This window comes from Paenibacillus xylaniclasticus, from assembly GCF_004001065.1.
In the GTDB taxonomy this organism is placed as follows: Bacteria; Bacillota; Bacilli; order Paenibacillales; family Paenibacillaceae; genus Paenibacillus_T; species Paenibacillus_T xylaniclasticus.
The window spans coordinates 185823-211276 of the sequence record NZ_BIML01000002.1 but is presented as its reverse complement, the minus strand read 5'-3'; the positions used below and the strand labels follow the sequence as shown (position 1 = coordinate 211276).

At 51.5% G+C, this 25454-nt stretch carries 27 protein-coding genes and 1 riboswitch; of the genes, 26 read left to right on the top strand and 1 reads right to left on the bottom strand.

Features of this window, described 5'->3' with window-relative positions; genetic code table 11:
* Window positions 1–21: 21 nt before the first annotated feature.
* Window positions 22–1251 carry a S8 family peptidase gene (locus tag PXY01_RS02815; RefSeq protein WP_246027782.1) on the bottom strand — a complete coding sequence of 410 codons (1230 nt, stop codon included), beginning with the start codon at window positions 1249–1251 and terminating at the stop codon, window positions 22–24.
* Window positions 1252–1542: 291 nt separating this feature from the next.
* Between PXY01_RS02815 and ald the strand changes: the two genes are divergently transcribed.
* From ald to ytfJ, 26 genes are all read left to right on the top strand, one after another.
* Complete coding sequence (gene ald / locus PXY01_RS02810; RefSeq protein WP_127567067.1) at window positions 1543–2643, top strand: alanine dehydrogenase; 1101 nt, start codon at window positions 1543–1545, stop codon at window positions 2641–2643.
* A 160-nt stretch (window positions 2644–2803) separates the two neighbouring features.
* Window positions 2804–3037: a DUF4227 family protein gene (locus tag PXY01_RS02805; protein WP_127567065.1), complete on the top strand. Its 234-nt coding sequence runs from the start codon at window positions 2804–2806 to the stop codon at window positions 3035–3037.
* A gap of 154 nt (window positions 3038–3191) precedes the next feature.
* The gene (gene xerD, locus PXY01_RS02800; RefSeq protein ID WP_127567063.1) at window positions 3192–4082 is read left to right on the top strand and encodes a site-specific tyrosine recombinase XerD; all 891 of its coding nucleotides are present in this window, start codon (window positions 3192–3194) and stop codon (window positions 4080–4082) included.
* Window positions 4083–4133: 51 nt separating this feature from the next.
* A complete protein-coding gene (gene deoB / locus PXY01_RS02795) occupies window positions 4134–5312 on the top strand; it encodes a phosphopentomutase (RefSeq protein WP_127567061.1) in 1179 nt (392 codons plus the stop codon).
* Window positions 5313–5352: 40 nt separating this feature from the next.
* Window positions 5353–6192: a purine-nucleoside phosphorylase gene (locus PXY01_RS02790; RefSeq protein ID WP_127567059.1), complete on the top strand. Its 840-nt coding sequence runs from the start codon at window positions 5353–5355 to the stop codon at window positions 6190–6192.
* A 110-nt stretch (window positions 6193–6302) separates the two neighbouring features.
* Window positions 6303–6497 carry an aspartyl-phosphate phosphatase Spo0E family protein gene (locus PXY01_RS02785; protein ID WP_127567057.1) on the top strand — a complete coding sequence of 65 codons (195 nt, stop codon included), beginning with the start codon at window positions 6303–6305 and terminating at the stop codon, window positions 6495–6497.
* A gap of 6 nt (window positions 6498–6503) precedes the next feature.
* Entirely contained in the window at window positions 6504–7835 is a 1332-nt protein-coding gene (locus PXY01_RS02780; RefSeq protein ID WP_127567055.1) for a pyrimidine-nucleoside phosphorylase, read from the top strand.
* 211 nt (window positions 7836–8046) lie between these two features.
* A complete protein-coding gene (locus tag PXY01_RS02775) occupies window positions 8047–9243 on the top strand; it encodes a D-alanyl-D-alanine carboxypeptidase family protein (protein WP_373864269.1) in 1197 nt (398 codons plus the stop codon).
* 194 nt (window positions 9244–9437) lie between these two features.
* On the top strand, window positions 9438–9791 hold the full coding sequence (gene spoIIAA, locus PXY01_RS02770; protein WP_127567053.1) for an anti-sigma F factor antagonist: 354 nt from the start codon (window positions 9438–9440) through the stop codon (window positions 9789–9791).
* Window positions 9788–10243: an anti-sigma F factor gene (spoIIAB, locus tag PXY01_RS02765; RefSeq protein ID WP_127567051.1), complete on the top strand. Its 456-nt coding sequence runs from the start codon at window positions 9788–9790 to the stop codon at window positions 10241–10243. The genes spoIIAA and spoIIAB overlap by 4 nt, the downstream gene beginning before the upstream one ends.
* 20 nt (window positions 10244–10263) lie before the next feature.
* A complete protein-coding gene (sigF, locus tag PXY01_RS02760) occupies window positions 10264–11019 on the top strand; it encodes an RNA polymerase sporulation sigma factor SigF (RefSeq protein WP_127567049.1) in 756 nt (251 codons plus the stop codon).
* Window positions 11020–11117: 98 nt separating this feature from the next.
* Window positions 11118–11765, top strand: coding sequence for a stage V sporulation protein AA (locus tag PXY01_RS02755; RefSeq protein WP_127567368.1), 648 nt, complete (start codon window positions 11118–11120; stop codon window positions 11763–11765).
* Window positions 11758–12189: a stage V sporulation protein AB gene (locus PXY01_RS02750; protein ID WP_127567366.1), complete on the top strand. Its 432-nt coding sequence runs from the start codon at window positions 11758–11760 to the stop codon at window positions 12187–12189. Before PXY01_RS02755 ends, PXY01_RS02750 begins: the two co-directional genes overlap by 8 nt.
* A 50-nt stretch (window positions 12190–12239) precedes the next feature.
* Complete coding sequence (locus tag PXY01_RS02745) at window positions 12240–14201, top strand: spore germination protein (RefSeq protein ID WP_127567047.1); 1962 nt, start codon at window positions 12240–12242, stop codon at window positions 14199–14201.
* A gap of 208 nt (window positions 14202–14409) precedes the next feature.
* A complete protein-coding gene (gene lysA / locus PXY01_RS02740) occupies window positions 14410–15735 on the top strand; it encodes a diaminopimelate decarboxylase (RefSeq protein WP_127567045.1) in 1326 nt (441 codons plus the stop codon).
* 51 nt (window positions 15736–15786) lie between these two features.
* Window positions 15787–16218, top strand: coding sequence for a peptidylprolyl isomerase (locus PXY01_RS02735; RefSeq protein ID WP_127567043.1), 432 nt, complete (start codon window positions 15787–15789; stop codon window positions 16216–16218).
* Between the two features lie 164 nt (window positions 16219–16382).
* Window positions 16383–16588, top strand: a riboswitch (FMN riboswitch).
* Window positions 16589–16788: 200 nt separating this feature from the next.
* Window positions 16789–17895 (top strand): bifunctional diaminohydroxyphosphoribosylaminopyrimidine deaminase/5-amino-6-(5-phosphoribosylamino)uracil reductase RibD, encoded by a 1107-nt coding sequence (gene ribD, locus PXY01_RS02730; protein ID WP_127567364.1) that lies wholly within the window; start codon window positions 16789–16791, stop codon window positions 17893–17895.
* 18 nt (window positions 17896–17913) lie between these two features.
* Window positions 17914–18591, top strand: coding sequence for a riboflavin synthase (ribE, locus tag PXY01_RS02725; protein WP_127567041.1), 678 nt, complete (start codon window positions 17914–17916; stop codon window positions 18589–18591).
* Between the two features lie 37 nt (window positions 18592–18628).
* Complete coding sequence (locus tag PXY01_RS02720) at window positions 18629–19810, top strand: bifunctional 3,4-dihydroxy-2-butanone-4-phosphate synthase/GTP cyclohydrolase II (RefSeq protein ID WP_281277867.1); 1182 nt, start codon at window positions 18629–18631, stop codon at window positions 19808–19810.
* A gap of 70 nt (window positions 19811–19880) precedes the next feature.
* The gene (gene ribH, locus PXY01_RS02715; RefSeq protein ID WP_127567039.1) at window positions 19881–20348 is read left to right on the top strand and encodes a 6,7-dimethyl-8-ribityllumazine synthase; all 468 of its coding nucleotides are present in this window, start codon (window positions 19881–19883) and stop codon (window positions 20346–20348) included.
* A gap of 73 nt (window positions 20349–20421) precedes the next feature.
* Window positions 20422–21204, top strand: a complete 783-nt coding sequence (locus PXY01_RS02710; RefSeq protein ID WP_127567037.1) for a segregation and condensation protein A — start codon at window positions 20422–20424, stop codon at window positions 21202–21204.
* Window positions 21173–21832 (top strand): SMC-Scp complex subunit ScpB, encoded by a 660-nt coding sequence (gene scpB, locus PXY01_RS02705; RefSeq protein ID WP_127567035.1) that lies wholly within the window; start codon window positions 21173–21175, stop codon window positions 21830–21832. The genes PXY01_RS02710 and scpB overlap by 32 nt, the downstream gene beginning before the upstream one ends.
* Before the next feature lie 98 nt (window positions 21833–21930).
* On the top strand, window positions 21931–22623 hold the full coding sequence (locus PXY01_RS02700; protein WP_127567033.1) for a DUF2953 domain-containing protein: 693 nt from the start codon (window positions 21931–21933) through the stop codon (window positions 22621–22623).
* Window positions 22624–22820: 197 nt separating this feature from the next.
* Window positions 22821–23783: a DNA cytosine methyltransferase gene (locus PXY01_RS02695; RefSeq protein ID WP_218028203.1), complete on the top strand. Its 963-nt coding sequence runs from the start codon at window positions 22821–22823 to the stop codon at window positions 23781–23783.
* On the top strand, window positions 23780–24640 hold the full coding sequence (locus PXY01_RS02690; RefSeq protein WP_127567031.1) for an NgoMIV family type II restriction endonuclease: 861 nt from the start codon (window positions 23780–23782) through the stop codon (window positions 24638–24640). The genes PXY01_RS02695 and PXY01_RS02690 overlap by 4 nt, the downstream gene beginning before the upstream one ends.
* 155 nt (window positions 24641–24795) lie before the next feature.
* Window positions 24796–25245, top strand: a complete 450-nt coding sequence (gene ytfJ, locus PXY01_RS02685; RefSeq protein ID WP_127567029.1) for a GerW family sporulation protein — start codon at window positions 24796–24798, stop codon at window positions 25243–25245.
* Window positions 25246–25454 lie beyond the last annotated feature (209 nt).

Below are 25454 nucleotides of genomic sequence, written 5' to 3'. Positions count from 1 at the left end.
TCGAATTATGCGTGCATCGGGTTATGCTTTCGCTTTCCGTTTCTTAACCGTCCGGCGCGGCCGGCGCTTCATAGAGCCTGGACGGTTGACGACAGCGGCAGCATTGTCTGCCCCGATCTCGGAAAGCTGCAGCAGTCCTGCTCCTTGCTCTAGCTCGCTGTAACCGGGCAAGCTTGTTGACCATGCTTTCAGCTTCTCCGCTACTTCAGCCGGCGTAAGATTCCCTTCGGCAGCGAGAAGAAGCGCTGCTCCGGCTGCGACATGAGGGCATGCCATACTTGTGCCGGACATATACTGATATCCATTATGCAGAACGGTAGATCGGATGAGTGAGCCTGGTGCGGTGATGTCGACACCTTTACCTCTGCTGCTGAAAGATGCGATTTCATCGTTGCGGGTCGACGCAGCGACCGCTATCGCTTCGGGGAAGCTGGCTGGCTCATCGATTCTACTGTTGTTAGGACCGCTGTTGCCGGCAGACGCTACGATGACAATGCCTTTCTTATACGCCTTCTGAATCGCTTCCTGCAGCGCAGCACTTTGCTCGCCCGGCATTAATCCGAAGCTCATATTGATGACCTGGATATTATTGTCGATACACCAGTTAATGCCTTGAATGATATCAGAGATGTAGCCGAGTCCCTCTTTGTCCAGCGCCTTGACGGAGTATAGGCTTACTTTGGGAGCAACGCCGATTTGCATACCGTTAGCTCCAGAGGCAGCAATTATGCCGGCTACATGGGTGCCATGTCCGTTATCGTCGTAATAAGAGCCACCGGTTGCCGTGTTGATGCCGCCCGAGATCGCCAGGTTGTTATGCTTCGCAATTCCGGTATCAATTACAGCGACCCGTACTCCACTGCCGTCCGTACGTTGCCATGCGGCAGGCGCAAGTATTCGGCAGACGTTCCAAGGTGCATTATCCGGACAATCGGCAGTGCTCCGAACCCGTCCCATTCGATTTTTGCCAGATGTCAAAGCATGTGCACGTACACGCGCGTCCTTCTCAATGAATTTAACGCCAGCGACGGCTGCTGCTGTACGAACCTTGCTTTTCAGCCGTTTCGCATCGACATAACAGCAAATGACGCGGCTCGAACGCAGCGTTTTGACCGGCTTGATGCCTTTGCGCTGCAATAATCGGATAAGACGTGTATATGATTTTTGACCACGAAAACCGATGAGGTGCCTGGTAGTATGTTTGGCGGCGGAAGTGCGGACGCAATGTCCGAACAGCTTTTCCAAGCGCATTTTGGCCAAGTTGACGTCTCTCCTTCGGTCGTTGCATAGAGTAAACGATAAGCTTGCGATTACATCTATAGTATGGTAGGCGATCGGATACGTATGGACGGCTGCCGCTTAGAGTACATATTTTTACAAACCGGAGAGAAACGTACCATCGAGGACTGACGAGGGCGTTTGCAGCGACATACAATATGTGTATAGGTTTTGGTGAAATGCCTCGCATCCGATTATTAGTAACCACTTGCTCGAGGACGGCTGGGGGCGAATGCTCGAAGTCTATATCAAAGGAGTGGGAGCATGCGTATAGGAGTACCTAAGGAGATTAAGAACAGTGAGCTGCGCGTTGCATTGACCCCTGCCGGAGCCAGCCTGCTGAAGTCCGGGGGCCATCATGTTATTGTGGAGCGGGGAGCGGGGCAAGGCAGCGGCTTTCTCGATGAGGAGTATGAATCCGCTGGTGCGGAATTGGCAGGCAAGGCACGAGATGTATGGAACAATTCGGACATGATTATAAAGGTTAAAGAGCCGCTTCCGGTCGAATATGATTATTTTCGACCGGGGCTGCTGTTGTTTACTTACTTGCATTTAGCGGCAGCTCCGCTGCTGACGAAGGCGTTAGTAGCTGCCAATGTTACCGCCATCGCTTATGAAACGATCCAGCTTGCAGGGGGCGGTCTGCCGCTTCTGACTCCGATGAGTGAGGTTGCAGGGCGGATGTCCGTTCAGCTTGGGGCGCAGTATTTGGAATCGTTCTACGGAGGCAGAGGGGTGCTGCTCGGAGGTGTGCCTGGCGTGCCGCCTGCTGATGTCGTTATTATCGGGGGCGGGATTGTCGGTACGAATGCGGCCAAAATTGCATTAGGCATGGGGGCAAGCGTTGTTGTGTTGGAAAAAAGCGCAGAGAGGATGCGTTATCTGGACGATGTGTTCGGGGGAAGGGTTCGTACGCTTGCTTCTAATCCGCAAAATATTGCAGCCGCTGTCCGCAAGGCTGATCTGCTTATCGGAGCAGTGCTCATACCTGGTGCGAGAGCCCCGCAGCTGGTGACGGAGGAGATGGTGAGGTCGATGAAGAAAGGGACCGTCATTATTGATGTCGCTGTCGACCAAGGCGGCTCGATTGCGACGGTTGATCGACCGACTACGCATGAAAATCCGGTCTACGTGAAGCATGGCGTCATTCATTACGCGGTAGCTAATATTCCCGGCGCCGTTCCACGCACCTCAACGCTTGCGCTGACGAATGTGACGCTGCCATATGCTCGGATGCTGGCGGACCAAGGCTTGGCTGCAGCAATGAAGGATTCGTCGCTGCGCAAAGGCGTGAACACGCATAACGGCTCGGTTACGAACGAAGCGGTCGCCGAGGCTGTCGGATTGCCGTTTACTGCTTTCTAACTGCTCTGTTGTCTTTATGAACTTGAATGAACACTCTCTACGCTGCATATGGTGAACCAATAGGATGATTGCTAATGGTTAATGAAGCATTAACTTGCCGTTAATCTATAGCGGCGATTAGCAGATCTATCGCATTTTGGTTAGAGAGCGAGGGTGAACTATGGTATTGTCGTTGCGTATATGGCTTGGAAGACTGTTATTCATCGTTCTATTCGTCATGCTTACGCTCGCAGCTTCCGGAGGTTATCGTTGGTTGATGAGCGTCGTTGCCCCGCTCGATCCTTACCGCGAACCGCAGGGGAGTGCAGTGAAAGTGAACGGTCCGATTTATTCACCGCCGGAGGGCGGTTCGATGGGAGACCGTCTTCGCTGGTTCTATTGGTACGGAGAATAGGATCAAGGGGGACTGTAGACATCGTTAACGGCGTTGATCATTCGTGCAAATCCGCAGCTGTATGACGAGAAGCGCCAATGAGAGGCAGGAAATCGCACGTAGATTGTGGAATAAGTAAGAGCACGTCATTCGACTGCAGAAAGGAAAGCTGGTCATGGAAACGGAATTACAATCGTTTCTGCAGGAAATGTCAGTGGAGCGGTCGCTATCCGACAACACGCTTGCTTCTTACGAACGGGATTTGCGGCATTTTATCCGGTTTGCGGCAGAGCTTGGGTTAGATCGGCCGAATCAGGTCATGAAGCATCATATGGCGCGCTACTGGCTGGTCCTTAGGCAGGATGGCCGTAAGAATGCGTCCTTGTCCCGCTACCGGGTGTCGCTTCGCGCCTTTTTCCGTTACTTGCTGGACAAGCATGTAGTAGATCATGATCCAACAACAGACATGGATGCTCCTAAGTCGATAAGCCCGCCTCCGAGTATTCTGTCGACTGAGCAAGTCGAACGGCTGCTTGCCGCTCCGAATAAGACGGAAGCTGCCGGCACTCGCGATGCAGCGATTCTAGAGACGATGTATGCATGCGGCATTCGGGTATCGGAAGTGATCGCGCTGAATGTAGAGGATGTCCATGCGGGGCTCGGCTTCATCCGGCTGCAAGCCGGCAGCAAAGAGCGGATCGTACCGTTCGGCCGTTCGGCAGCTGAAGCCATTGCGGCTTATTTGTCGTCAGGACGGAAGACGATGCTGCGAGGCAAGCAGGAGGAGCAGGCTTTGTTCGTGAATCGCAGAGGAGAGCGAATGACGCGGCAGGGCGTGTGGAAAATCGTCAAAAAATATGCGTCTTCTGCCGGCTTCGACGGCGAATTGACGCCGCATTCGCTTAGGCACTCGTTCGCCGCTCATCTGCTGGAGAATGGCGCTGATGTCCGATCCGTACAGGAAATGATGGGACATGCCGGTCTGGCAGCTACACAAAAATACGTTCAATTAACGAAATCTCGCATAAAAGAAGTGTATGAGCGGACACATCCAAGAGCGAGGTAATACGCTCAGCTCCTGCCGATTACCGGTCAGGGAAGAAGGAGGGAATGCCGCATGCGGTTTCAACGCATTGCGCTTATTGTGCTAGATAGTGTCGGTATAGGAGAGCTTCCGGACGCCGCATCGTTCGGTGATACTGGTTCCCACACGCTGGGTCATATTATTCGGGAAGTGCCCGATATGAAGCTGTCGCAGCTGAGACGGTGGGGGCTCGATCGAATCGCCGAGCTGCCAGGATGGCAGCCAAGTAAAGATCAACCGGCAGCCTATTACGGCAAAATGTCAGAAGCATCCGTCGGCAAAGATACGATGACGGGGCATTGGGAAATCGCGGGACTTCGGGTGACGATTCCTTTCCAGACGTTCCCCAGCGGATTTCCGGATGAGCTGATCACGGCTTTCGAGGAGCGGACGGGTCGCCGGGTGCTCGGCAATAAGCCAGCGAGCGGGACTGAGATTCTTGACGAGCTTGGCGAGGAACAGATGCGTACAGGTGCTTGGATTGTGTATACGTCGGCAGACAGTGTATTTCAAATTGCAGCGCACGAAGACATAATCCCTCTTGAAGAGCTGTACCGTGCATGTGAGATTGCACGTAGGCTGACGATGGATGAGCGATATGCGGTCGGCCGTGTTATTGCCAGACCTTACGTCGGTTCGCCAGGAGCATTCGTCCGTACGCCGAATCGTCACGATTATGCGCTTAAACCGCCGGCTCCAACTGTGCTCAATGCGCTGAAGGATAACGGTTACGATGTTATCAGCGTCGGTAAAATTAACGACATTTTTGACGGCGAGGGCATTACGGAATCGATGCCGACGAAGAGCAACGAGGATGGTATCCGCAAGACGCTCGACCGGCTGGAGACGAGCTTTGAAGGGCTGCTGTTTACGAATTTGGTTGACTTTGACTCGCTGTATGGTCATCGCCGGGACCCGGTTGGCTATGCGAAAGCACTTGAAGCGTTCGACCGAGCGGTTCCGGAGCTGGAGAAGAGGCTTGGACCGCGTGATCTGCTAATCGTAACTGCCGATCACGGCAACGATCCGACTCATCCTGGCACCGATCATACTCGCGAGTATGTCCCGTTGTTTTTATATAGCCCGGCGTTCGTCACGCCAGGCTCGGTCGGTGTTCGCCCGACTTTCGCAGATGTCGCTGCGACGATTGCGGATAACTTCGGTGTAACGATGCCGCCCAACGGCGAGAGCCTGCTAGATCGATTAAATTGACATTGCATAATTGAAATCCATATAGATGAGGAGTGGCAATATGTCGAATCAATCATGGAATGTAACACAAGGTAAAGCATACGAGGAGGCAGCAGCTTATATTACAGCGCGGACCTCGCTTAAACCGGAAATCGGCCTAATTCTCGGTTCCGGACTTGGTGTTCTGGGCGATCATCTGACGGATGTCACGACGATTGCCTATGAACAAATTCCACATTTTCCGGTATCGACAGTTGAAGGACATGCCGGTGAGCTGCTGATCGGCCGCTTAAGCGGTCGTCCGGTCGTCATGATGAAGGGCCGGTTTCACATGTATGAAGGCTATGGTCCGGAGCTGACAAGCTTCCCGGTTCGCGTCATGCGCGAGCTGGGCGTTACGAAGCTCGTGGTGACGAATGCGGCGGGAGGCATTAACACCAGCTACGAGCCGGGAGATTTGATGCTTATCTCCGATCATATTAATCTGACGGGACGCAATCCGCTGATCGGTCCGAACGAGCAGCGCTTCGGCGATCGATTCCCCGACATGTCGGAGGCGTACAGCCGCAGGCTTCGCACACTGGCGCATGAAACAGCCCGGGAGAATGGGTTCGAGCTGCGAGAAGGAGTCTACATCGGCGTGTTGGGACCGTCGTATGAGACGCCGGCAGAAATTCGGATGATGAGAATTCTCGGAGCGGATGCGGTTGGCATGTCGACTGTGGCTGAAGTCATAGCTGCACGGCATTGCAAGATCGAAGTGCTCGGTATTTCGTGCATTAGTAACATGGCATCCGGCATTTTGGACCAGCCATTGTCCCATACGGAAGTCATCGAGACGACAGAACGAGTCAAATCTCGGTTCCTGAGGCTCGTGTCGGAGGTTGTGCCGAAGCTCTAGCCGTCACTATTTGTCGGTTAAAAAATTTTACTTCACCGACTCAATTTGACAGACTTTACGTTTGTACAAGACGTACAATAGTCCATGATTATATGAGTGGAGTGGAGAAGATGAATAATTCATTGAATACACGAGTAGAGGAATTGCGCGGCATTATGGTTGATGCTGTGATTAATCGTCAAACTTTTCAACATCGTGAAGTATTATTTTTGAGTCAAATGCTCGATACCTTAATCGTAAAGGCGCAGACAGAGCAGCACAATCGCTGTCGAAGCCAAATAAAATCATCGACCGAGGAGGAATAAAAGCTTTTGCGTGCGGTTGATCTCATACAGAAGAAGCGAAATGGCAGTACGTTGTCCTATGACGAAATCGTTTTTCTCATAAACGGATATTGCAAGGGCGAAATTCCCGATTATCAAATGTCAGCTTGGGCGATGGCCGTATACTTTCAAGGAATGACGAAGAAAGAAACAGCGGATTTGACGATGGCGATGGCCTATTCGGGTGATACGGTTGATCTAAGCCCGATTCGCGGCATGAAAGCGGACAAGCATAGTACCGGGGGCGTAGGAGATAAGACGACGCTAATTGTCGCTCCGCTTGTCGCAGCCATTGGGGTACCTGTCGCGAAGATGTCGGGAAAAGGGCTTGGTCACACGGGAGGAACAATCGATAAGCTGGAATCGATTCCGGGGCTGCGTACGGAGCTTGCGCGCGAAGCCTTCTTCGATCAAGTGAACGAGATTGGCATTGCAGTCGTCGGTCAGAGCGGCAATTTAACGCCAGCAGACAAGAAGCTGTATGCGCTCCGCGACGTTACGGCGACTGTAGAGTCGATTCCGCTGATTGCCAGCTCTGTCATGTCTAAGAAGATTGCGGCGGGAGCAGATGCGATTGTGCTCGACGTCAAGACGGGCAGCGGTGCCTTTATGAAATCGCTTGAGGACTCGGAGCAGCTGGCCCAAGCAATGGTTGACATCGGAACGGAGGTCGGCCGGAAGACGGCTGCCATTATTAGCGATATGGATCAGCCGCTAGGGTTTGCGATTGGAAATGCATTGGAAGTGAAGGAAGCGGTCTTGACGCTGCGCGGAGAGGGGCCGAAAGATTTGGAGCAGCTGTGCTTGACGCTTGCTGCTCATATGGCCGTATTGACGGGACGAACTGCGACGATCAAGGAAGCGAACGTTCTGCTCGAGGAAGCGCTTCGGTCTGGCGCCGCATTAGCGAAATTTCGAGCATTCGTCGCCGCACAGGGCGGCGATCCGTCCGTGATCGACGATCCGGAACGGTTGCCGCAGGCTGAAGCGGAGATTGCAGTTACAGCGGCGGAGGACGGATGGGTAACGGCGATTCAAGCGGAGCAGCTCGGTGTTGCGGCAATGAAGCTTGGAGCAGGTCGAGCGGCCAAGGACGATCCGATCGACTATGCGGTAGGGATTACGCTGAAGAAGAAGGTTGGCGACCCTGTACGGGCAGGTGAGACGCTGGCTGAGCTGCATGTTCGCCGTGGAGCAGTCGACATCGATGCAATCGCGAACGAAACGCGTGAAGCTTATAAGATAGGGCGAGAGCAGCCGAAGCTAAGGCCGCTATTGCTGTCGGTCGTGACGGCAGAGGGCAGCGTTCGGCTTGGGTAATATTGACGGGCGATACTTGATTTGATCCAGTATCGTCTTTTTTTATGGCTTGTTGCTTTCTGGAATAATTTGCTTCGGTGCTGTCCATAATGTAAAGGAAAAAGATGGCCGCCGTCTGTTTCGTGCTGAACAACAACGGCTAGAAACGTATCGTTATTTCGTTTCGGCTGAGGCAGAACGAGGCCGTATCAAGCTTTAGGAGGGAACGTTCTTGTTCAAGTCCATCTGTACCAAATTTATCGTATGCTCCATGGCGCTCATGCTAATGGTACCGGCCGTCACCGCTACAGCGGCAGAGCCGGAAGCGGCTAAGCAGAAAGCAGCCTCGCCGGCTGTGAACTTGGCACCGTCTGCTCGTTCGGCCATTCTGATGGATGCGGATAGCGGAACGGTAATATTCGATAAAAACAGTCACGATAAGCTGCCTCCGGCAAGCATTACGAAAATCATGACGCTGCTGCTCATTATGGAAGCACTTGACGACGGACGTCTGAAGCTGACCGACAAAGTGGTAGCAAGCGAATATGCGGCGTCGATGGGAGGCTCGCAAATTTTTCTTGAGCCAGGCGAGGAAATGACTGTTGATGAGATGATTAAAGGCATTGCGCTCGCTTCAGGCAACGATGCTTCTGTTGCGATGGCAGAGAAGATTGCAGGCTCAGAGGCACAGTTCGTGACGATGATGAATGAGAAGGCGAAGCAGATCGGCATGAACGATACGCATTTCGCTAATTGCAATGGACTTCCGGCACCCGACCATTACACTTCGGCTCATGACATCGCCGTGATGTCGAAGGAACTTCTCAAGCATACAGAAATTACGAAGTATACAGGGCTGTATCAGGATTACTTGCGCAAAACAAGCGACAAGCCGTTCTGGCTCGTGAATACGAATAAGCTTGTACGGTTTTACAGCGGTGCTGACGGTTTGAAAACGGGCTTTACGAATGAGGCCAAGTTCTGTTTGTCCGCAACAGCGCGCCGCGATGGACTGCGCGTAATTGCAGTTGTAATGGGCGAGCCGAATACGAAGACACGCAACGCGGAAGTGGCTTCGATGCTCGATTATTCGTTCGCTTCCTATACGAATTATTCGATATTCAAGCAGGGCGACCCGATCGGCACCGTTCCGGTTGAGAAGGGGCAAGTGGCTAAGCTGGAGCTGAAGGCGACGCACCCATACAGCGTGCTCATGCGCAAAGGTGCCTCGAAGGGCGATATTCGGCACGAGCTGCAGCTGAACAAGCCAATCAAAGCTCCAGTCAAGATCGGGGATACAATCGGCCGAATTGTCGTTTATCAAGGGGATCAGCAATTAGCGGAGTTCGAAGTGCAATCCCCGATTACAGTGAAGAAGGCAAGCTGGTGGACGCTGATGAAACGGACGGGCAGAGGTCTGTTCAGCTGACGGTGTAATGTGCTTTAACCGAATAATTTGTGCCGTATGATGCTGAATTGGCGGGAGAGGAGCAGCATCGTGCAGCGCGCGTCATCAGGCATTTTGTCGGCTCATAGCGCTAGGCTTCTAGTTTTGTCGGGAGGCAGGAATGGCAAGGGCTGGCGGAGAAACTTGTGTTCATTACGGGGAGGAGTGAACAGGCTATGAGTCTTCACGTGGAGTTAGAGCATCAACGCAATGTGTTGATTGTCCGTCTGAAAGGAGAGCTCGATCATCATACGGCTGACATCGTCCGGTACCGGATGGAGGAAGCGATTATGAAAGGGACCGTCGATCACGTCGTGCTCAGCATGCGGGATTTAAACTTTATGGACAGCTCCGGGCTCGGCGTCATTCTCGGCCGTTATAAGCAGCTTAAAGCAAAGGGCGGAAAAATGGCGGTCTGCGATGTGAACAAAAACGTATACCGTCTGCTGGAGCTATCGGGATTGTTCAAAATTTTGGCTGTTCACGATAACGAGCGAAGCGCGCTCACCAGTTTGGAGGTCGTATCATGAGCGAGACGAACACTGCCAATTCGATGAGTATGACGTTCTCCGCCCGCAGTGAGAATGAAGCCTTTGCCCGTATCGCCGTGGCCGCTTTCATTTCGCAGCTAGACCCTACGCTGGACGAGCTGAACGACCTGAAGACGGTCATATCGGAAGCCGTCACGAATGCGATTATTCACGGCTATGACAGCAACCCCGAGAAGCTGGTGACGATCGAAGCAAAGATTCAGAATGAGACGGTCCATCTGGTCGTAAGTGACGAGGGCAATGGTATTGAGGATTTGGAGCTGGCACGCCAGCCGTTGTACACATCCAAGCCCGAAATGGAGCGTTCTGGCATGGGCTTTACGATTATGGAGAACTTTATGGATCGGTTTGAAGTAACGAGCGAGCCCGGCAGAGGAACGCGTGTCGAGATGACCAAGCGGATCGAATCGAAAAAAGCGCTGTTTAATTAAGCGCATAGGGGTTGGACCTCATGGATGTCGATTTGAAGCAAACGGCGCAGCCGTATTTGGACGATGCGGAAGTAAAGCGCCTTATCGCGTTGAGCCAGTCCGGAGACAGTGTGTCAAGAGATAGACTTGTACATTGCAATATTCGGCTTGTGTGGTCGGTAGTGCAGCGGTTCATGAACCGCGGCTACGAGCCGGACGATCTGTTCCAGATCGGCTGCATCGGACTGTTGAAGTCGGTCGATAAATTCGATTTGTCTTACGACGTTAAATTTTCGACTTATGCGGTGCCGATGATCATCGGTGAAATTCAGCGCTTTCTCCGTGATGACGGGACGCTGAAGGTTAGCCGATCCTTGAAGGAGACGGCGAACAAGGTGCGCAAAATGAAGGACGAGCTGTCGAAGACGCTCGGACGGCTGCCGACCGTTAAGGAGGTAGCGGACGGGCTTGGAATCTCGCCGGAGGACGTCGTCTTCGCTCAGGAAGCGAACAAGCCGCCGACCTCCATTCACGAGACGGTGTTCGAGAACGACGGCGATCCGATTACGCTTATGGATCAAATTGCTGACGATACTCAGGAGCGCTGGTTCGACAAACTAGCGCTTGCCGAAGCGATTGAAGGATTGTCGGAGCGGGAGCGGCTGATCGTCTATCTAAGATATTTCCGGGATCAGACACAGTCGGAGGTGGCCAGCCGGCTGGGCATTTCTCAGGTTCAGGTATCGAGGCTGGAGAAAAAAATATTACAGTTGATCAAAAACCAAATCGCCCAGTAAAGGGTGGTTTGGTTTTTTTGCTGCCTTCACAGCCATACTAAGCTAGAAAATGTATCCCGCTTGTGCAGATATGGAGGTGAGACGGATTGGGGAGCGATATGCCGGCACAATCGGTGCTCTATATGCGGCTCAAAAAACGCGTTCATATTAAAGCAGGCGATACGGTGACGTTGGGGATGACGGCAAGACTGCTGGCCAATGAGGAGATTGAGGAGGAGATGGCCGCACTTGAGCTGTACCGCCACCATACAGCTGATGGAAACCGCGTCGTCATCGATCTGCTCCAAATCATTCGCATCATCCGGTCTCGGTATCCGGATATAGCGATCGAGACGTATGGTGATCCGCAAGTGCTGCTAATGGTGGGGGAAAAGGAAGAACGCGCTCGTTTGCCGGTGCTGGTCGGGGCATGGCTTCTGCTTTTTTTCGGTGCAGGCCTTGCAATTATGAATTTTCATACGGATGTCAGCATGAAGGAAGTGCATATCCGTATCGCAGAGCTCGTCACAGGACGCCGGAACGAGCATCCGCTTTGGTTCCAAATTCCGTATTCTATCGGTATTGGGCTTGGTATGCTGCTGTTTTTTAACCATCTGTTCAAGAAACGGTTCAATGAGGAGCCTAATCCGCTTGAGGTAGAGCTGTACTTGTATCAAGAAAATGTGAATGCTTATGTCGTCGCGGACGAGATGCGCAAAAAGCAAGGACAGCATAGAAGCACTCTGACAGGTGATGGTGATGATTGAGGATGCGCTCCGCGGGTTATTCATCGCATCGCTTGGCCTTGGTGGAGGCTTGGCAGTTGGTTCAGGGCTTGTCTCGCTGCTCATCATACTCGATTTGATTCCTAGGCTTGCTCAGCTCGGCAGCGCTTATCATAAGGCGATTTGGTTCGAGACGGCGGTCATTACCGGTTCGTTGTTCTGGACGTTCGCCGATTTCATGAATTGGCAATTGAGTGTTGCTGGTTCTGTCATCATGCCGATCGCCGGCCTGTTCGATGGCTTGTTCGTCGGGATGCTGGCTGCGGCGCTGACCGAAGTGATGAATGTGCTGCCGATTCTCGCGAAGCGGATTTCACTTTCCCGTCAGATCGCAGCGCTTGTATGGGCGATGGTGCTTGGCAAAACGGCAGGCTCGTTGTTTGATTGGCTCTTTTATCAATGGTAACAGAAGAATGCAGGGGCGGCATAAAGGCAGGCAATACGAAGGAGGGCGCTATGAGAAATCGGGATAAACATTCGAATCCGCATGACGAACAGTCTTTTATAATTCCAGAGGTTCTCAGCATGCTTGATTCGATAAAAGCAGAGGACATCGGCAAGAAGGCAGTCAAGCCGGTGTCTCGTCGAATTGAGACCAGCAAAGCCGAAGATGAAAATCAATGGGCAGAGGAGCTGCTGGAGAGTGTGGACGATGAATCTTCTAGCAGTCATCAGGACGATATAAAGCTGAAGCAGAGGCGGGAGCCGGAGCAGATTCCGGAGCCGGAGCAGCCTATGGAAGAACACAAGCTGGATGCGGAGCATATCGAAATGCTGTCCATTCTGAAGGATAAAGAACGGCTGAGGCAGTTTCTGTCCGCCGAGCTCGTGTCCAAGGAGCCGTCTGCGCATGAGAATCACCAGCAGAACGGACATGAACAAGGCAGCGATCAGCCGTCAAGCGGGACTAAGCAGCAAGACGGACAAGCGTTAGCGGAAACGAGAAAAGAGCAGCATAAAGAGCCGATTCCGAATCGCGTGGAGCAATTTCTGAAGAAGCTTGAGATCGAGGCCGGCTACAAAACGAGCTTTGATATTACCATACGTGAAATGACGTTCGGTGAGACGAGAACCGTCATGTTCTTCATGAACGGACTAGTGAAGGACTCCGTCTTAACGGAAGTGCTTTCCCGCCTTACTTATCTTCAGCCCGATAATATATCGTCTGATGCGCTGCATGCTTTTCTGCATCATTATGTTCCAGCCGTTCAAGTGAAGCCGGTTGACGATTGGAATGAGATGCTGCTTGAGGTGATGGCCGGTGCAACGGCTTTGTTCCTTGAAGGTGAACGTAACGCGCTTATTATTGACGCGAAAAGCTTCCCGTCCCGCGGTCCCGAAGAGCCGTCGCTTGAGCGCGTCGTACGCGGTGCGAGGGACGGCTTCGTCGAGACGATGCTCGTTAACGTCTCGCTTGTCCGCCGCCGTCTCCGTGATCCGCAGCTTCGTTACGAAGTACTGCGGATTGGCGAACGAACGAAGACGGATGTATGCATCGCGTATATTGACGACATAGCGGATACGGAGTTGGTGGAATCGATACGGGACAAAATTCAGCAGGTGAAGCTCGACGGCTTGCCGCTGGCGGACAAGCAGCTCGAGGAAGCGACGGTGAAGAGAGGCTGGAATCCGTATCCACTCGTCCGCTATTCGGAACGGCCTGACGTTGTAGCTGCTCATTTGCTCGAGGGCAGCGTGGCGGTCTTCGTGGATACATCCCCGAGCGTTATGATCCTGCCAACAACGTTCTTCGATCTTGTGCAGCATGCTGAGGAGAACCGACAGACGCCGTTCATGGGCACATATTTACGCTGGGTACGGTTCATCGGCATTATGGCCTCGCTGTTTTTGCTGCCGATCTGGTTTCTGTTCGTCATTCAGCCGGAATTGAAGCCGACGGGACTGGAGTTTCTCGGCCCGACGAAGACCGGTAAAATTCCGATGGTCGCTCAGTTTTTACTTGCCGAGCTCGGAGTTGATCTGCTAAGGATGGCAGCCGTTCATACGCCGACACCGCTGGCGACGGCGATGTCGCTCATTGCGGCTATTTTGATCGGAGATATCGCGGTATCAACCGGCTTGTTCATTAACGAGGTTGTGCTGTATATGGCGGTCGCGGCAATTGGCATGTTCGCTACGCCTAGCTACGAGCTTGGACTAGCCAATCGGATCGTCCGACTGCTGCTGATCGTCTCGGTATGGGCGTTCAAGGTGCCGGGTTTTGTTGTCGCGACGACGGCGGTCATCATGATGCTCGTCACCTCTCGTTCGTTCAACCGTCCGTATATGTGGCCGCTTTTTCCATTCGATGTGAAAGCTATGCTCAATATTATCATTCGGCCGCCGGTGCTTCATAACCGGACCAGACCAAACCTTCAGCGGCCGAAGCAGCGAGACAAAATGCCGCAAAGCAACTAAATAAGGTGAAGGAGTTGCAGCCGTCCGTAAAGTGCAGTGTAGAACGCACTTTACGGACGGCTGTGCTGCGTTGTGCCAAAAAAAGTGCAAACGAAATGTTCAAAAATACATTTCTCCGTTACAAGGTTTACGGTATACTGTTGCCATTGGGTACAAATGCACTTGTTTAACCTATAATTTTTGTCTTTTAATCGGAGGGGTATTGTTCATGTTTTTGCACGGAACGAGCAAGATTAATGATAAAGGTCATCTAGAGATCGGAGGCTGCGACGTAACGGATCTAGCACAAGAGTTCGGTACGCCGCTGTATATTGTCGACGAAGCGCTTGTCCGCCAACGCGCACGCGAATTTGTAGAAGCTTTCAAAGCGACAGGATTGAAATTCCAGGTTGCTTATGCAAGTAAAGCATTTAGTGTTATGGCGATGTGTGCTATTGCGGAACAGGAAGGACTGTCGCTAGACGTTGTGTCGGACGGCGAGCTTTACACGGCGCTGCAAGCAGGCTTCCCTGTAGAACGTATTCATTTCCATGGTAATAACAAGACGCCGGAAGAAATTAACATGGCGCTCGACGCAGGCATCGGATGCTTTGTTGTTGACAACTTCACAGAGATGGCTCTGCTGAACGCGCTTGCTGCGGACAAGGGCAAGACGGCTAACGTACTGCTTCGCATCACGCCAGGCGTTGAGGCGCATACGCACGATTACATTTCGACAGGCCAGCAAGATTCTAAGTTCGGCTTCGATCTCGGTAACGGAACGGCAATGCGTGCTGTTGAAGAGATACTGAAGCTGGCGAACCTTAATCTGTTAGGCGTTCATTCGCACATTGGTTCGCAAATTTTCGAGGTTGAAGGCTTCGGGATGGCGGTTGACAAGGTTGCGAAGTTCGCCGTACAAGTACGCGACGAGCTCGGCAAGACATTCTCGGTTATTAACGTGGGCGGCGGCTTCGGTATCCGTTATGTTGAAGGCGACAAGCCGCTTCCGCTGTCGACTTACGTTAATGCGATCGCAGACGCAATTATTTCGAACTTCTCGGCAGCGAACTATGCAACGCCGGAAATTTGGATCGAGCCGGGCCGCAGTATGGTCGGCGATGCTGGTACGACGTTGTATACAATCGGCACGCATAAAGAAATTCCTGGCGTTCGCAAATATATTGCCGTTGACGGCGGCATGACGGATAACCCGCGCCCTGCGCTGTACGGCTCGAAATACGAAGCTGTTCTGGCGAACCGTGCGAATGAAGCGAATGAGGAGACGGTATCCGTTGCGGGCAAATGCTGCGAGAGCGGTGACATGCTCATCTGGGATCTGGAGCTTCCGAAGTCCCAAAGCGGTGATTTGCTTGCTGTATTCTGCACGGGAGCGTATAATTACGCAATGGCGAGCAATTACAACCGGATTCGTCGTCCGGCTGTCGTATTCGTCAAAGACGGTGAAGCATCTTTGGCCGTTAAACGCGAATCGTTGGAAGACATCGTCGCTAACGATGTCATTCCACAACGTCTGCGCAAGACGACGGTATAACGGTTTGTTAATAGCCATCGCTGCATACGCGTATAAGGGAGTTGGACGATAATGGCTAAACAAGCACACATCACGCTAGCGAACGGAGCAGTCGTTAAGATTGATCTATTCGAGAAAGACGCTCCGAACACGGTAGCGAACTTCGAGAAGCTTGCGAATGAAGGCTTCTATAATGGTCTCGTATTCCACCGTGTCATTCCAGGCTTTGTTGCACAAGGCGGCTGCCCTCATGGCACCGGCACGGGCGGACCAGGCTACACGATCAACTGTGAGATTAACCCGAATAAGCATGAGCGCGGAACGCTTGCAATGGCTCACGCTGGACGTAACACAGGCGGCAGCCAGTTCTACATCTGCTACAAGCCACAGCCGCATTTGGACGGTGTTCATACGGTCTTCGGCAAAGTGGTTGAAGGCATGGAACATGTAGATGCATTCCAGGGCCGCGACAAGATGGAGAAAGTCGAAGTTGTAGAAGTATAATGCAGGAAGGAAGCCGCGGGCGGTTCCGACGATACGTCGGAGATCCGTCCGCGGCTTTCGCGCTTGCAACATGCGAAAACCGTCAGTCGGCCTTGCAAAATGCTGGGCATGGTGGTATAGTTCGAAGCATGATGTTATTGATTTTATGGATTCGAATATAGGCGACTTTCCTTCGGGGTACGGTGAAATTCCGAACCGGCGGTGATCGCTCGGAAGTGTTCAATGCTACCGTTCGTGCGGAGCTAGCTTCCGAACGTCAGTCCGTGACCCGAAGCCTCGCAGTCCTTTCGCGGCATAAGCGTAGGGAGGCTTCGGTGGACCTGGTGTAATTCCAGGACCGACAGTATAGTCTGGATGGGAGAAGGGGAACGCATTCAACGAGTACGAATTCGTTGCGGGGTCCGTTGCTGCGCTTAATTGAAGGCGCGGTTTTCAATCGACCCTCTATATGCGTATACGTATGATTGAATGGCTTTCACATTTTTCATGAGCGGATGCGCGACAAGCGCACGTGACCCATCCCCCCGTCGGCAGTCAGCCGGTTGGGGGGTTTTTGCTGTGAGCGTCATTATGAACGATGAATTTTATATGCGACTTGCTCTTCAGATGGCTGAAAGCGCAAGCGGACAGACGAGCATTAATCCGGTAGTCGGCTGCGTCTTAGTGAAGGACGGACGGATTGTCGGACTCGGCGCCCATTTGAAGCGCGGCGAAGGACATGCGGAAGCGAATGCGCTTCGTATGGCCGGTGAGGAGGCAGAAGGGGCGACGGCCTATGTGACGCTCGAGCCATGCAGCCATTACCGCAAATTGACGCCGCCATGCAGCGACCGGCTGATCGATGCGAAGGTAGCGCGTGTTGTGATCGCGGCATTGGACCCGAATCCGCAAGTTTCTGGCAGCGGGGCTGCCAAGCTGCGCGAAGCAGGCATCGAGGTGACGGTCGGCTTACTGGAGCAGCAGTCCCGTTTGATGAACGAAGCATTTAACAAATATATTGTGACGCGGCAGCCGTATGTAACGCTCAAATCCGCATCGACGCTCGACGGCAAAGTAGCAGCTCGAACTGGCGACAGCCGCTGGATATCTGGACCGTCTTCTCGAGAAGCGGTTCATACGATGCGCCATCGGCACGACGGCATTATGGTTGGTATTGGAACGCTGCTGGCAGACAATCCGGAGTTGACGACGCGGCTGTCTGTACCGGCGCTTCATCCGATTCGTATTATAGTCGATTCCAACCTGCGCATTCCTTTGGATGCGCGTGTGGTGACGGATAAAATCTCGCCGACGATTGTTCTAACGACAGCTGGAGCCAGCCTCGGTAAGCGCGATGCACTCCTTAAGGCAGGCATCGAAGTGATTGAATGCGGCGAGGGACCGCATGTTGATTTGGCTGTTGCGATGCGTCTACTCGGCGAGCGTGAGATCGCATCCATTCTGCTTGAAGGCGGCGGTCGGCTCAATGGCGCGATGCTGGAGTCAGGGCTAGTCGACAAGATTACGCTATTCATTGCTCCCAAGCTGATTGGAGGCGGGGCGGCAGCGCCTTCTGCGTTCGAATTCGCAGGGTTCGATAAAATGGCGGACGCGATTGTGCTAGAGGACGTCTCATATGAGCAGCACGGCGACGATATCGCAATTGTCGGTTATCCATCGAACCGGTTCAAGCCGTAAGGAAAGGAGCGGGTCGTATTGTTCACAGGATTGATTGAAGAAGTAGGCAGATTGAAGAGTGTATCCCGAGCAGGGGAAGCGATGGTGCTGACGATTGAAGCGAGCCGCGTGCTGGAGGGAGCAGCCGTCGGCGACAGCATCGCGGTGAACGGCGTTTGTTTGACGGTTACTTCATTTACACGGGGAACGTTTCTAGCAGATGTCATGCCGCAGACGTTTCGCCACTCTAACTTGAAAGATTTGAAGCCGGGCTCGAAGGTGAATTTGGAACGGGCAATGGCGGCGGGCGGCCGCTTTGGAGGTCATATCGTACAAGGCCATATTGACGGTGTAGGCGTCATCGAATCCCGGACTGTCGATGCAAATGCCGTTGTTTTCGCGATTCGAACGGAGGACGTGGAGGCATTCGCTAAATATATCATTCCTAAAGGCTCTATTACGATCGACGGCATTAGCTTAACCGTCATTCGTGCAGAGGTCGGCTCGTTCGCGGTTTCGATTATTCCACATACATTGGCGCAGACGGCGCTTAACGATAAGCAGCCGGGCGATACCGTGAATTTGGAAGCGGATATTATTGGCAAGTACGTTGATCATCTGTTGAATTATCGCACATCGTCGGCTTCGCCAAACTATACGAAGCATAAGAGCAGCGGGGTTACGGCTTCGTTTTTGGCTGATAACGGATTTATGTAATTTCTAAGTTATAGACAGATGGGTAGGAGGAATAGCGATGATGGAGCATGCTAAGACGGTTTCTCAGACCGCAGGCGATGATGAGGTCATTTTTGACTCAATCGAAGAAGCAATCGCCGATTTGATTCTCGGCAAGCCGATTATCGTCGTTGACGATGAAGACCGCGAGAATGAAGGCGATCTGATTGTGCTGACAGAGAAAGCGACGCCGGAAGTCATTAACTTCATGATTTCGGAAGCTCGGGGTTTAGTCTGTGTGCCTTTGACTGCTGAGCGGGCTGCAGAACTTAATTTGCCGCCAATGGTTAATCACAATACCGACTATCATGGCACAGCATTTACAGTATCCGTCGATCATATTTCGACCTCGACCGGCATCTCGGCCTATGAGCGATCGCAGACGGTGAAAGCTTTGATCGATCCGGAGGCGAAGCCGGAGCATTTTCGTCGGCCAGGGCATATTTTCCCGTTGATCGCCAAGGATGGCGGTGTGCTGCGGCGCGCTGGTCACACCGAGGCAGCGATCGATCTTGCCCGCATGTGCGGAGCGAAGCCTTCCTCGGTCATTTGCGAAATTATTAAAGAGGACGGTACGATGGCTCGGTTGTCCGATCTTGTCGAGTTTAAGCGCAAGCATGGATTGAAGCTGATCTCGATCGAGAATATGATTAAGTATCGGAATGAGAAGGAGCGTCTGATCGAGCGGGCGGTCGAGGTGAGCATGCCGACCGAATACGGTGACTTTACGGTGTTCGGCTATGTGAGCCAGATCGACGGGAAGGAGCATCTTGCCTTCGTGAAGGGCTCGATAACGCCGGATGAACCGACGCTGGTGCGCGTTCATTCGGAATGCTTGACCGGCGATGTGTTCCATTCCAAGCGCTGTAACTGCAGTGCTCATCTCGAAGCGGCTTTGCGTCAGATTGAGAAAGCCGGCCGCGGCGTGCTGTTATATATGCGCCAAGATGGCCGAGGAGCAGGTATTCTAAGCAAACTGAAATCTTATCAGCTTCAGGAGCAGGGATTCGACACTGCTGAGGCGAATAAGAAGGTTGGATTTTATCCGGATTTGCGGGAATATGGAATCGGGGCTCAAATTTTGAAGGATCTTGGCATCCGCCAAATGAAGCTGCTGACGAACAATCCGCGTAAAATTAAAGGGCTTGAAGGCTACGGACTGGAAGTCGTGGAGAGGGTTCCGCTTAACAAGCTTACTTAAGCCGATGGCTTCGGCGCTAAGGCGTCGTTCATGAACCACTACTATTGGATAGATGGAAGGAAGAGTGACCATGAAACATTACGAAGGACATTTAGTATCGCAAGGATTAAAATATGGTATTGTCGTCGGGCGTTTTAACGAGTTTATTACGACTAAGCTGCTATCCGGCGCACTCGATGCACTGAAACGTCACGGCGCGGAAGATTCCGAGATTGAAGTGGCATGGGTGCCGGGTGCATTCGAAATTCCGTTCGCGGCGCAGAAGATGGCCGAGAGCGGCAAATATGATGCTGTAATTACACTTGGTGCTGTTATTCGCGGTTCAACGCCTCACTTTGATTACGTCTGCAACGAAGCAGCTAAAGGCGTTGCGGCAACGGCGCTTAAGACAGGCGTACCGACTATTTTCGGTGTGCTGACGACCGATTCGATCGAGCAGGCGATCGAGCGCGCAGGCACCAAGGCAGGCAACAAAGGCTATGAGGCGGCGGCTTCGGCGATCGAGATGGCGAATTTGACGCGTCAACTGCGGGGCTAATGGCGTAGCTTTCGGAGAGCCTTCTCGTTCTCCGGATGGACGATAACCGACTAATAGCCGGGAGGACAACGCCGTGACGATGACGTATAAGCTGGAATCGTTCGAAGGACCGCTCGATCTGCTGCTGCACTTGATTGACAAGGCTGAGATCGACATCCACGAAGTATCCATCAGCGAGATAACCGATCAATATATGGACTATTTGCATGCGATGCAGGAGCTGGAGCTTGAGGTGACGAGCGAGTTTCTAGTCATGGCTGCAACTTTGCTGTCGATCAAGAGCAAGCAGCTGCTTCCGAAGCCGCCTGTCATTGAGCTGGACGAATTCGATGAGTGGCAGGACGACGGGCCGGACCCACACGAGGAGCTTATCCAACGGCTGTTGGAGTACCGGAAGTACAAGCTGATTGCGGCCGAGCTTCGCGATAAGGAGTTCGCCCGCAGCCTAGTTTTCGCGAAAGAGCCGGAGGATTTAACTCCGTATATGAAGGAGCAGCCGTCCAATCCGGTTGAAGGGCTGCATGTCTCGGATTTGGTGCGGGCCTTCCAGAAGGCGCTGCGCAAAGCGGCGCGCCGCAACGTCGTTGCAACCGTTCGTCGGGACGAAATTTCGGTGAAGGACCGAATCCGCGACATTGTTGAGGTGCTCAGGCAGTATGAAACCGTTCGATTCTCGAAGCTCATCCGGCAAAATATGGATCGACACGAAATCGTCGTCACGTTTCTTGCGATATTGGAGCTGATGAAGATGAAGCATATAAGGTGCCATCAGCATCAATCGTTCGACGACATCGTCATTCATTGGAGAGGAGAATCGACGTTCAATGGACTATCAGAGCTACAAATCGATTATTGAAGGCTTGCTATTCATGGCGGGAGAGGACGGCTTGAACGCCAAGCAACTGGCTGAGGTTTTGCAGGTCGACACTGATCTTGCCGGTGAGCTTGTCTACGAGCTTAAATGCGATCTGAAACGGGAAGCAAGAGGTGTTCAGATTACCGAGGTTGCGGGCGCCTATAGGATGACGACGCATCCTGAGCATGCGCCGTATTTTGAACGGATGGCGTATTCACCGTCTCGCTCCAGCCTGTCGCAGGCGGCGCTTGAGACGCTGTCGATTATCGCTTATAAGCAGCCCATTACACGCGTCGAGATTGAAGAAATTCGCGGCGTGAAGAGCGATCGAGCAATTCAATCGCTCGTGTCTAAGGATCTGATCGAGGAGGTTGGTCGTGCTGAAGCGATCGGACGGCCGATTCTGTACGGTACGACGAAGGCTTTCCTTGATTATTTTGGACTTTCTTCATTAAGCGCGTTGCCGGAGCCTGCGAACGTTTCGGCGGAAGATTTGGATGAAGGAACGAACATGCTGTTCGAGAAATACGACGGGCGTCAAATGACGTTCGACGAGCTGCCTCCAATCCCGCCCATTCCATCGTTCCCTGAGGAATCAGCTGGGACGGAAGAGAGCGACGACGATTAGAAGGCTTAGAAGGCAGTCGAATGAGAATGCCCTGCCGGGTCATACTATAACCAACTAAGTGTAAGCTTCCCAGTGAAGGAACGGAGGAGGAACCGCGAATGGCGGATGTTCCGCACAGTTGGATATGGATGACCGCGGCAGGCTTTTTTTTTATTGTGCTCGGAGTGCTGCTGTGGAGATCGCGAATCGTTGCAACAGTAGAGATGAAAAAAATAAATTTGAACGACGACTTAGAGATTCATATTAAAGCGTTGTATGGGCTGGTCCGTCTCAAATGGCGGATGCCAGTGATGGAATGGACGAGCCGCGGCATCAAGCTTCGAAGCGAGTCGGATAACCAGAGTGGACACGAGGAGAAAGAGGAGCAGCTGAACGCAGAAAGAGTCGTTGGGATCATCAATCGATTTAATCGAATCATTAAGCAAATCGAAGGCGCTGCTGGTTTGGCGAAGCAAGTGTTGAAAAAAGTGTATGTTCATGAATTGAAATGGGCGACAGTAGTTGGAACGGACGATGCGATGTGGACAGCGATGGTAACCGGTATGTTCTGGTCGATCAAAACGACAGCTGCAGGCGTTGCCTCGCAAATCGTTCATCTGTGCACCCAGCCCATGCTGGAGGTCACGCCTGCTTATAATCAAATGTGTATAGAATCCCGTTTCAGACTCGTTGCGCATATTCGTCTGGGAGCTGCGGGCATGGCTGGTGTAAGGCTCGTGCTTGGCATACGCAAGCTGCGTGCGGGGACTGGCAGTGCAGGGCGATTGGCGGCGAAGGTCATCAATGAATAGAGCGGAGTGAAAACCTATAAGTTTGATGAGGTGATGTGCTGGTATCCCAGCGCTTTTTTATATTTTTTGATTTTTACCAAACATATTCCTACACAAATACAGGAACATACGTTTCTATATTTGTGTAGGAATATGTTGTGGAACGGCTAGTATTCCTTTATACTATTAACTACATGATGATGGTAAGGAGAGTTAGTATGCATTCTGTAGAAATTTGTGCAGGAGCTGGGGGACAAGCTCTAGGGCTTGAATTAGCGGGGTTTGAACACACAGCGCTTGTAGAAATAGAACCTCCAGCATGTGCAACTCTTAGATTAAACCGACCCGAGTGGAACGTCATAGAAGGTGATCTTCGTCAATTCTCGGGAATCCCATATAAGGGAGTTGATTTATTAGCTGGGGGAGTACCATGCCCTCCTTTTTCAATAGCAGGTAAACAACTTGGTGCGAATGATGAACGTGACTTATTCCCTGAAGCATTTCGATTGGTCGATGAAATCAGACCCAAGGCCGTTATGTTAGAAAATGTAAGAGGTATGCTTGATAAAGTCTTTGATGATTATAGAAATAATGTTATAGAAAGTCTAAGAAAGCTAGGCTACACTGCCGAATGGAAGCTGATTCATGCTTCAGACTTCGGAGTACCCCAGCTTCGACCAAGAGTTATTTTTGTAGCCGTTAGAAGTGACTTAGCTCATAATTTTACTTGGCCTAAAGCGTTTAATAAGCGTCCTCTTACTGTTGGAGAGACCCTTTATGATTTAATGGGGGCAAACGGCTGGCTGCTCGCTGAGCGTTGGAAAGAATGGGCAAATAGTATTGCGCCAACAATCGTTGGCGGTTCAAAAAAACACGGTGGTCCTGATTTAGGACCAACACGCGCAAAGCGTGCTTGGGCGTCTTTGGCAGTGGATGGTGCAGGCATTGCAAACGAAGCTCCTGAGCCTAACTTCATTGGATTTCCAAGACTAACAAATAGAATGGTAGCCCGCATACAAGGTTTTCCTGATTATTGGGAGTTTACTGGTAAGAAGACAGCAGAATACAGACAAATTGGCAATGCTTTTCCTCCTCCAGTCGCTAGTGCAGTCGGCGCTGAGATTAAGAAGTGCATAGAGGCAAGTATAATAGCAAATTTTAAAAGGATACAGGGACTATGACCGTAAATTCACTGATTGCTGAAGCTCGAAGGGACTATCATGCCTCTTTGTTAAGAACAATATTAACTGTTAATGCCAGTGGTGTTCCTTCGAATGCTGATAAAGATAGTAAATTATCGGTACGTATAGCTAAAGGTATTGCTGATATATTGCAATCGGAAACTGGAGAGCGGCTTGCTGGACAAACAAGCGGAAGTGAATTTGAAGCAATTAATGCTGAATTTCTTCGAAAAACCTTTATGTCGTTAGAGCATATTCGTCCTGGTAATTGGGAAATTAAGAAAATCGGCAATCGCAATAGAAGTGCAATTGCTGAATTTGAGCAATATGCTCATCTAACCGCACTAAATAATGCGGCAAAATTGAACCCTGATTTAGCGGCGGCTATGGGGAATGACTACACCATAACACCTGATGTAATCATTTTTCAAAAACTACTAAGTGATGAAATAATAAATTTCGAAAAAGCGATTGTAGATGATACTATTGGAAGGCGCGCATCAATACGCGAACGTAACGGAGGAAAGCCGTTATTACATGCCAGTATATCCTCCAAATGGACTATTCGTTCAGACAGAAGTCAAAACAGTCGAGCAGAGGCTCTTAACTTAATTCGTAATCGTAAAGGTCACCTTCCACATATTGTGGTAGTAACAGCTGAACCATTGCCAAGCAGACTTGCGTCAATTTCTTTAGGCACTGGTGATATCGATTGCGTCTATCATTTTGCTCTCGAGGAGCTAAAGACAGCTGTTGAGAACTGTGGGGAAGAAGATGCACTTGCGATGTTAAACATAATGATCGATGGGAAAAGATTGAAGGATATTTCAGACCTACCACTTGATTTGGCTACATAGAGGAACCATTCAAGGAAACATCGTTTTCTAGATGGTTCCTTTTTGTTGATCTCAGAACATGACAAATGATCATATACATACTCTGTCCTTAAGTGCGCACAATACAAAAAGCATACGGTAGTTCTTATCTATATCGCACTTAAGGAGGAGCAGTTATGACGAATCACCCGATTGAAGGTCTTATGCAGACCGCAATGGAAAATATTAAAGAAATGGTAGATGTTAACACTATTGTCGGAGACCCTGTACAGACCCCTGACGGCAGCGTGATTATGCCTATATCAAAAGTCGGCTTCGGTTTTGTTGCCGGCGGGAGCGATATCAAGTTCGATGGTTCAAGCAACAGCTCACAATCGTCTACGCCGCATGAAGGTCAGACAGCATCGGTGCAAAGTCCGTTCGGCGGCGGCAGCGGCGGCGGTGTCTCGATTACGCCTATTGCATTTCTTGTCGTTGGCTCGCATGGAGTAAAGGTTGTACCGCTTGATAATAACACGCATCTGATTGAGCGGGTCATTGATTCCGCACCTCACGTCATTGATCGAATTCAAGGGATGCTGAAGAAGGAGCAATCGAACGAAGCTGTTAGCGACCCAATTATTTAATAGATAACTACTATTCTGAATCCCTTTTGTTTGATTACATCATACAAGGGAAAGCGGCGGTCTTGGTCCAATAATTCGTTGGACTTAAAGGCCGCTTCTTTATGCAATAAATCGGTCATAATCGAAGTGGCTTTAAACAATTGCAAGCTGAGGAGTGGCTTAAGCATAAAGAACGGTCAATGGGCATAAGCTGTACAAGCAGGCAAATT

What these genes read in the sequence shown, in the direction of transcription:
- PXY01_RS02815 (WP_246027782.1), bottom strand. Translation starts at nt 1,251, where the DNA reads ATGCGCTTGGAAAAGCTGTTCGGACATTGCGTCCGCACTTCCGCCGCC.
- ald (WP_127567067.1), top strand. Translation starts at nt 1,543, where the DNA reads ATGCGTATAGGAGTACCTAAGGAGATTAAGAACAGTGAGCTGCGCGTT.
- PXY01_RS02805 (WP_127567065.1), top strand. Translation starts at nt 2,804, where the DNA reads ATGGTATTGTCGTTGCGTATATGGCTTGGAAGACTGTTATTCATCGTT.
- xerD (WP_127567063.1), top strand. Translation starts at nt 3,192, where the DNA reads ATGGAAACGGAATTACAATCGTTTCTGCAGGAAATGTCAGTGGAGCGG.
- deoB (WP_127567061.1), top strand. Translation starts at nt 4,134, where the DNA reads ATGCGGTTTCAACGCATTGCGCTTATTGTGCTAGATAGTGTCGGTATA.
- PXY01_RS02790 (WP_127567059.1), top strand. Translation starts at nt 5,353, where the DNA reads ATGTCGAATCAATCATGGAATGTAACACAAGGTAAAGCATACGAGGAG.
- PXY01_RS02785 (WP_127567057.1), top strand. Translation starts at nt 6,303, where the DNA reads ATGAATAATTCATTGAATACACGAGTAGAGGAATTGCGCGGCATTATG.
- spoIIAA (WP_127567053.1), top strand. Translation starts at nt 9,438, where the DNA reads ATGAGTCTTCACGTGGAGTTAGAGCATCAACGCAATGTGTTGATTGTC.
- spoIIAB (WP_127567051.1), top strand. Translation starts at nt 9,788, where the DNA reads ATGAGCGAGACGAACACTGCCAATTCGATGAGTATGACGTTCTCCGCC.
- sigF (WP_127567049.1), top strand. Translation starts at nt 10,264, where the DNA reads ATGGATGTCGATTTGAAGCAAACGGCGCAGCCGTATTTGGACGATGCG.
- PXY01_RS02755 (WP_127567368.1), top strand. Translation starts at nt 11,118, where the DNA reads ATGCCGGCACAATCGGTGCTCTATATGCGGCTCAAAAAACGCGTTCAT.
- PXY01_RS02750 (WP_127567366.1), top strand. Translation starts at nt 11,758, where the DNA reads ATGATTGAGGATGCGCTCCGCGGGTTATTCATCGCATCGCTTGGCCTT.
- PXY01_RS02745 (WP_127567047.1), top strand. Translation starts at nt 12,240, where the DNA reads ATGAGAAATCGGGATAAACATTCGAATCCGCATGACGAACAGTCTTTT.
- lysA (WP_127567045.1), top strand. Translation starts at nt 14,410, where the DNA reads ATGTTTTTGCACGGAACGAGCAAGATTAATGATAAAGGTCATCTAGAG.
- PXY01_RS02735 (WP_127567043.1), top strand. Translation starts at nt 15,787, where the DNA reads ATGGCTAAACAAGCACACATCACGCTAGCGAACGGAGCAGTCGTTAAG.
- ribD (WP_127567364.1), top strand. Translation starts at nt 16,789, where the DNA reads ATGAACGATGAATTTTATATGCGACTTGCTCTTCAGATGGCTGAAAGC.
- PXY01_RS02720 (WP_281277867.1), top strand. Translation starts at nt 18,629, where the DNA reads ATGATGGAGCATGCTAAGACGGTTTCTCAGACCGCAGGCGATGATGAG.
- ribH (WP_127567039.1), top strand. Translation starts at nt 19,881, where the DNA reads ATGAAACATTACGAAGGACATTTAGTATCGCAAGGATTAAAATATGGT.
- scpB (WP_127567035.1), top strand. Translation starts at nt 21,173, where the DNA reads ATGGACTATCAGAGCTACAAATCGATTATTGAAGGCTTGCTATTCATG.
- PXY01_RS02700 (WP_127567033.1), top strand. Translation starts at nt 21,931, where the DNA reads ATGGCGGATGTTCCGCACAGTTGGATATGGATGACCGCGGCAGGCTTT.
- PXY01_RS02695 (WP_218028203.1), top strand. Translation starts at nt 22,821, where the DNA reads ATGCATTCTGTAGAAATTTGTGCAGGAGCTGGGGGACAAGCTCTAGGG.
- PXY01_RS02690 (WP_127567031.1), top strand. Translation starts at nt 23,780, where the DNA reads ATGACCGTAAATTCACTGATTGCTGAAGCTCGAAGGGACTATCATGCC.
- ytfJ (WP_127567029.1), top strand. Translation starts at nt 24,796, where the DNA reads ATGACGAATCACCCGATTGAAGGTCTTATGCAGACCGCAATGGAAAAT.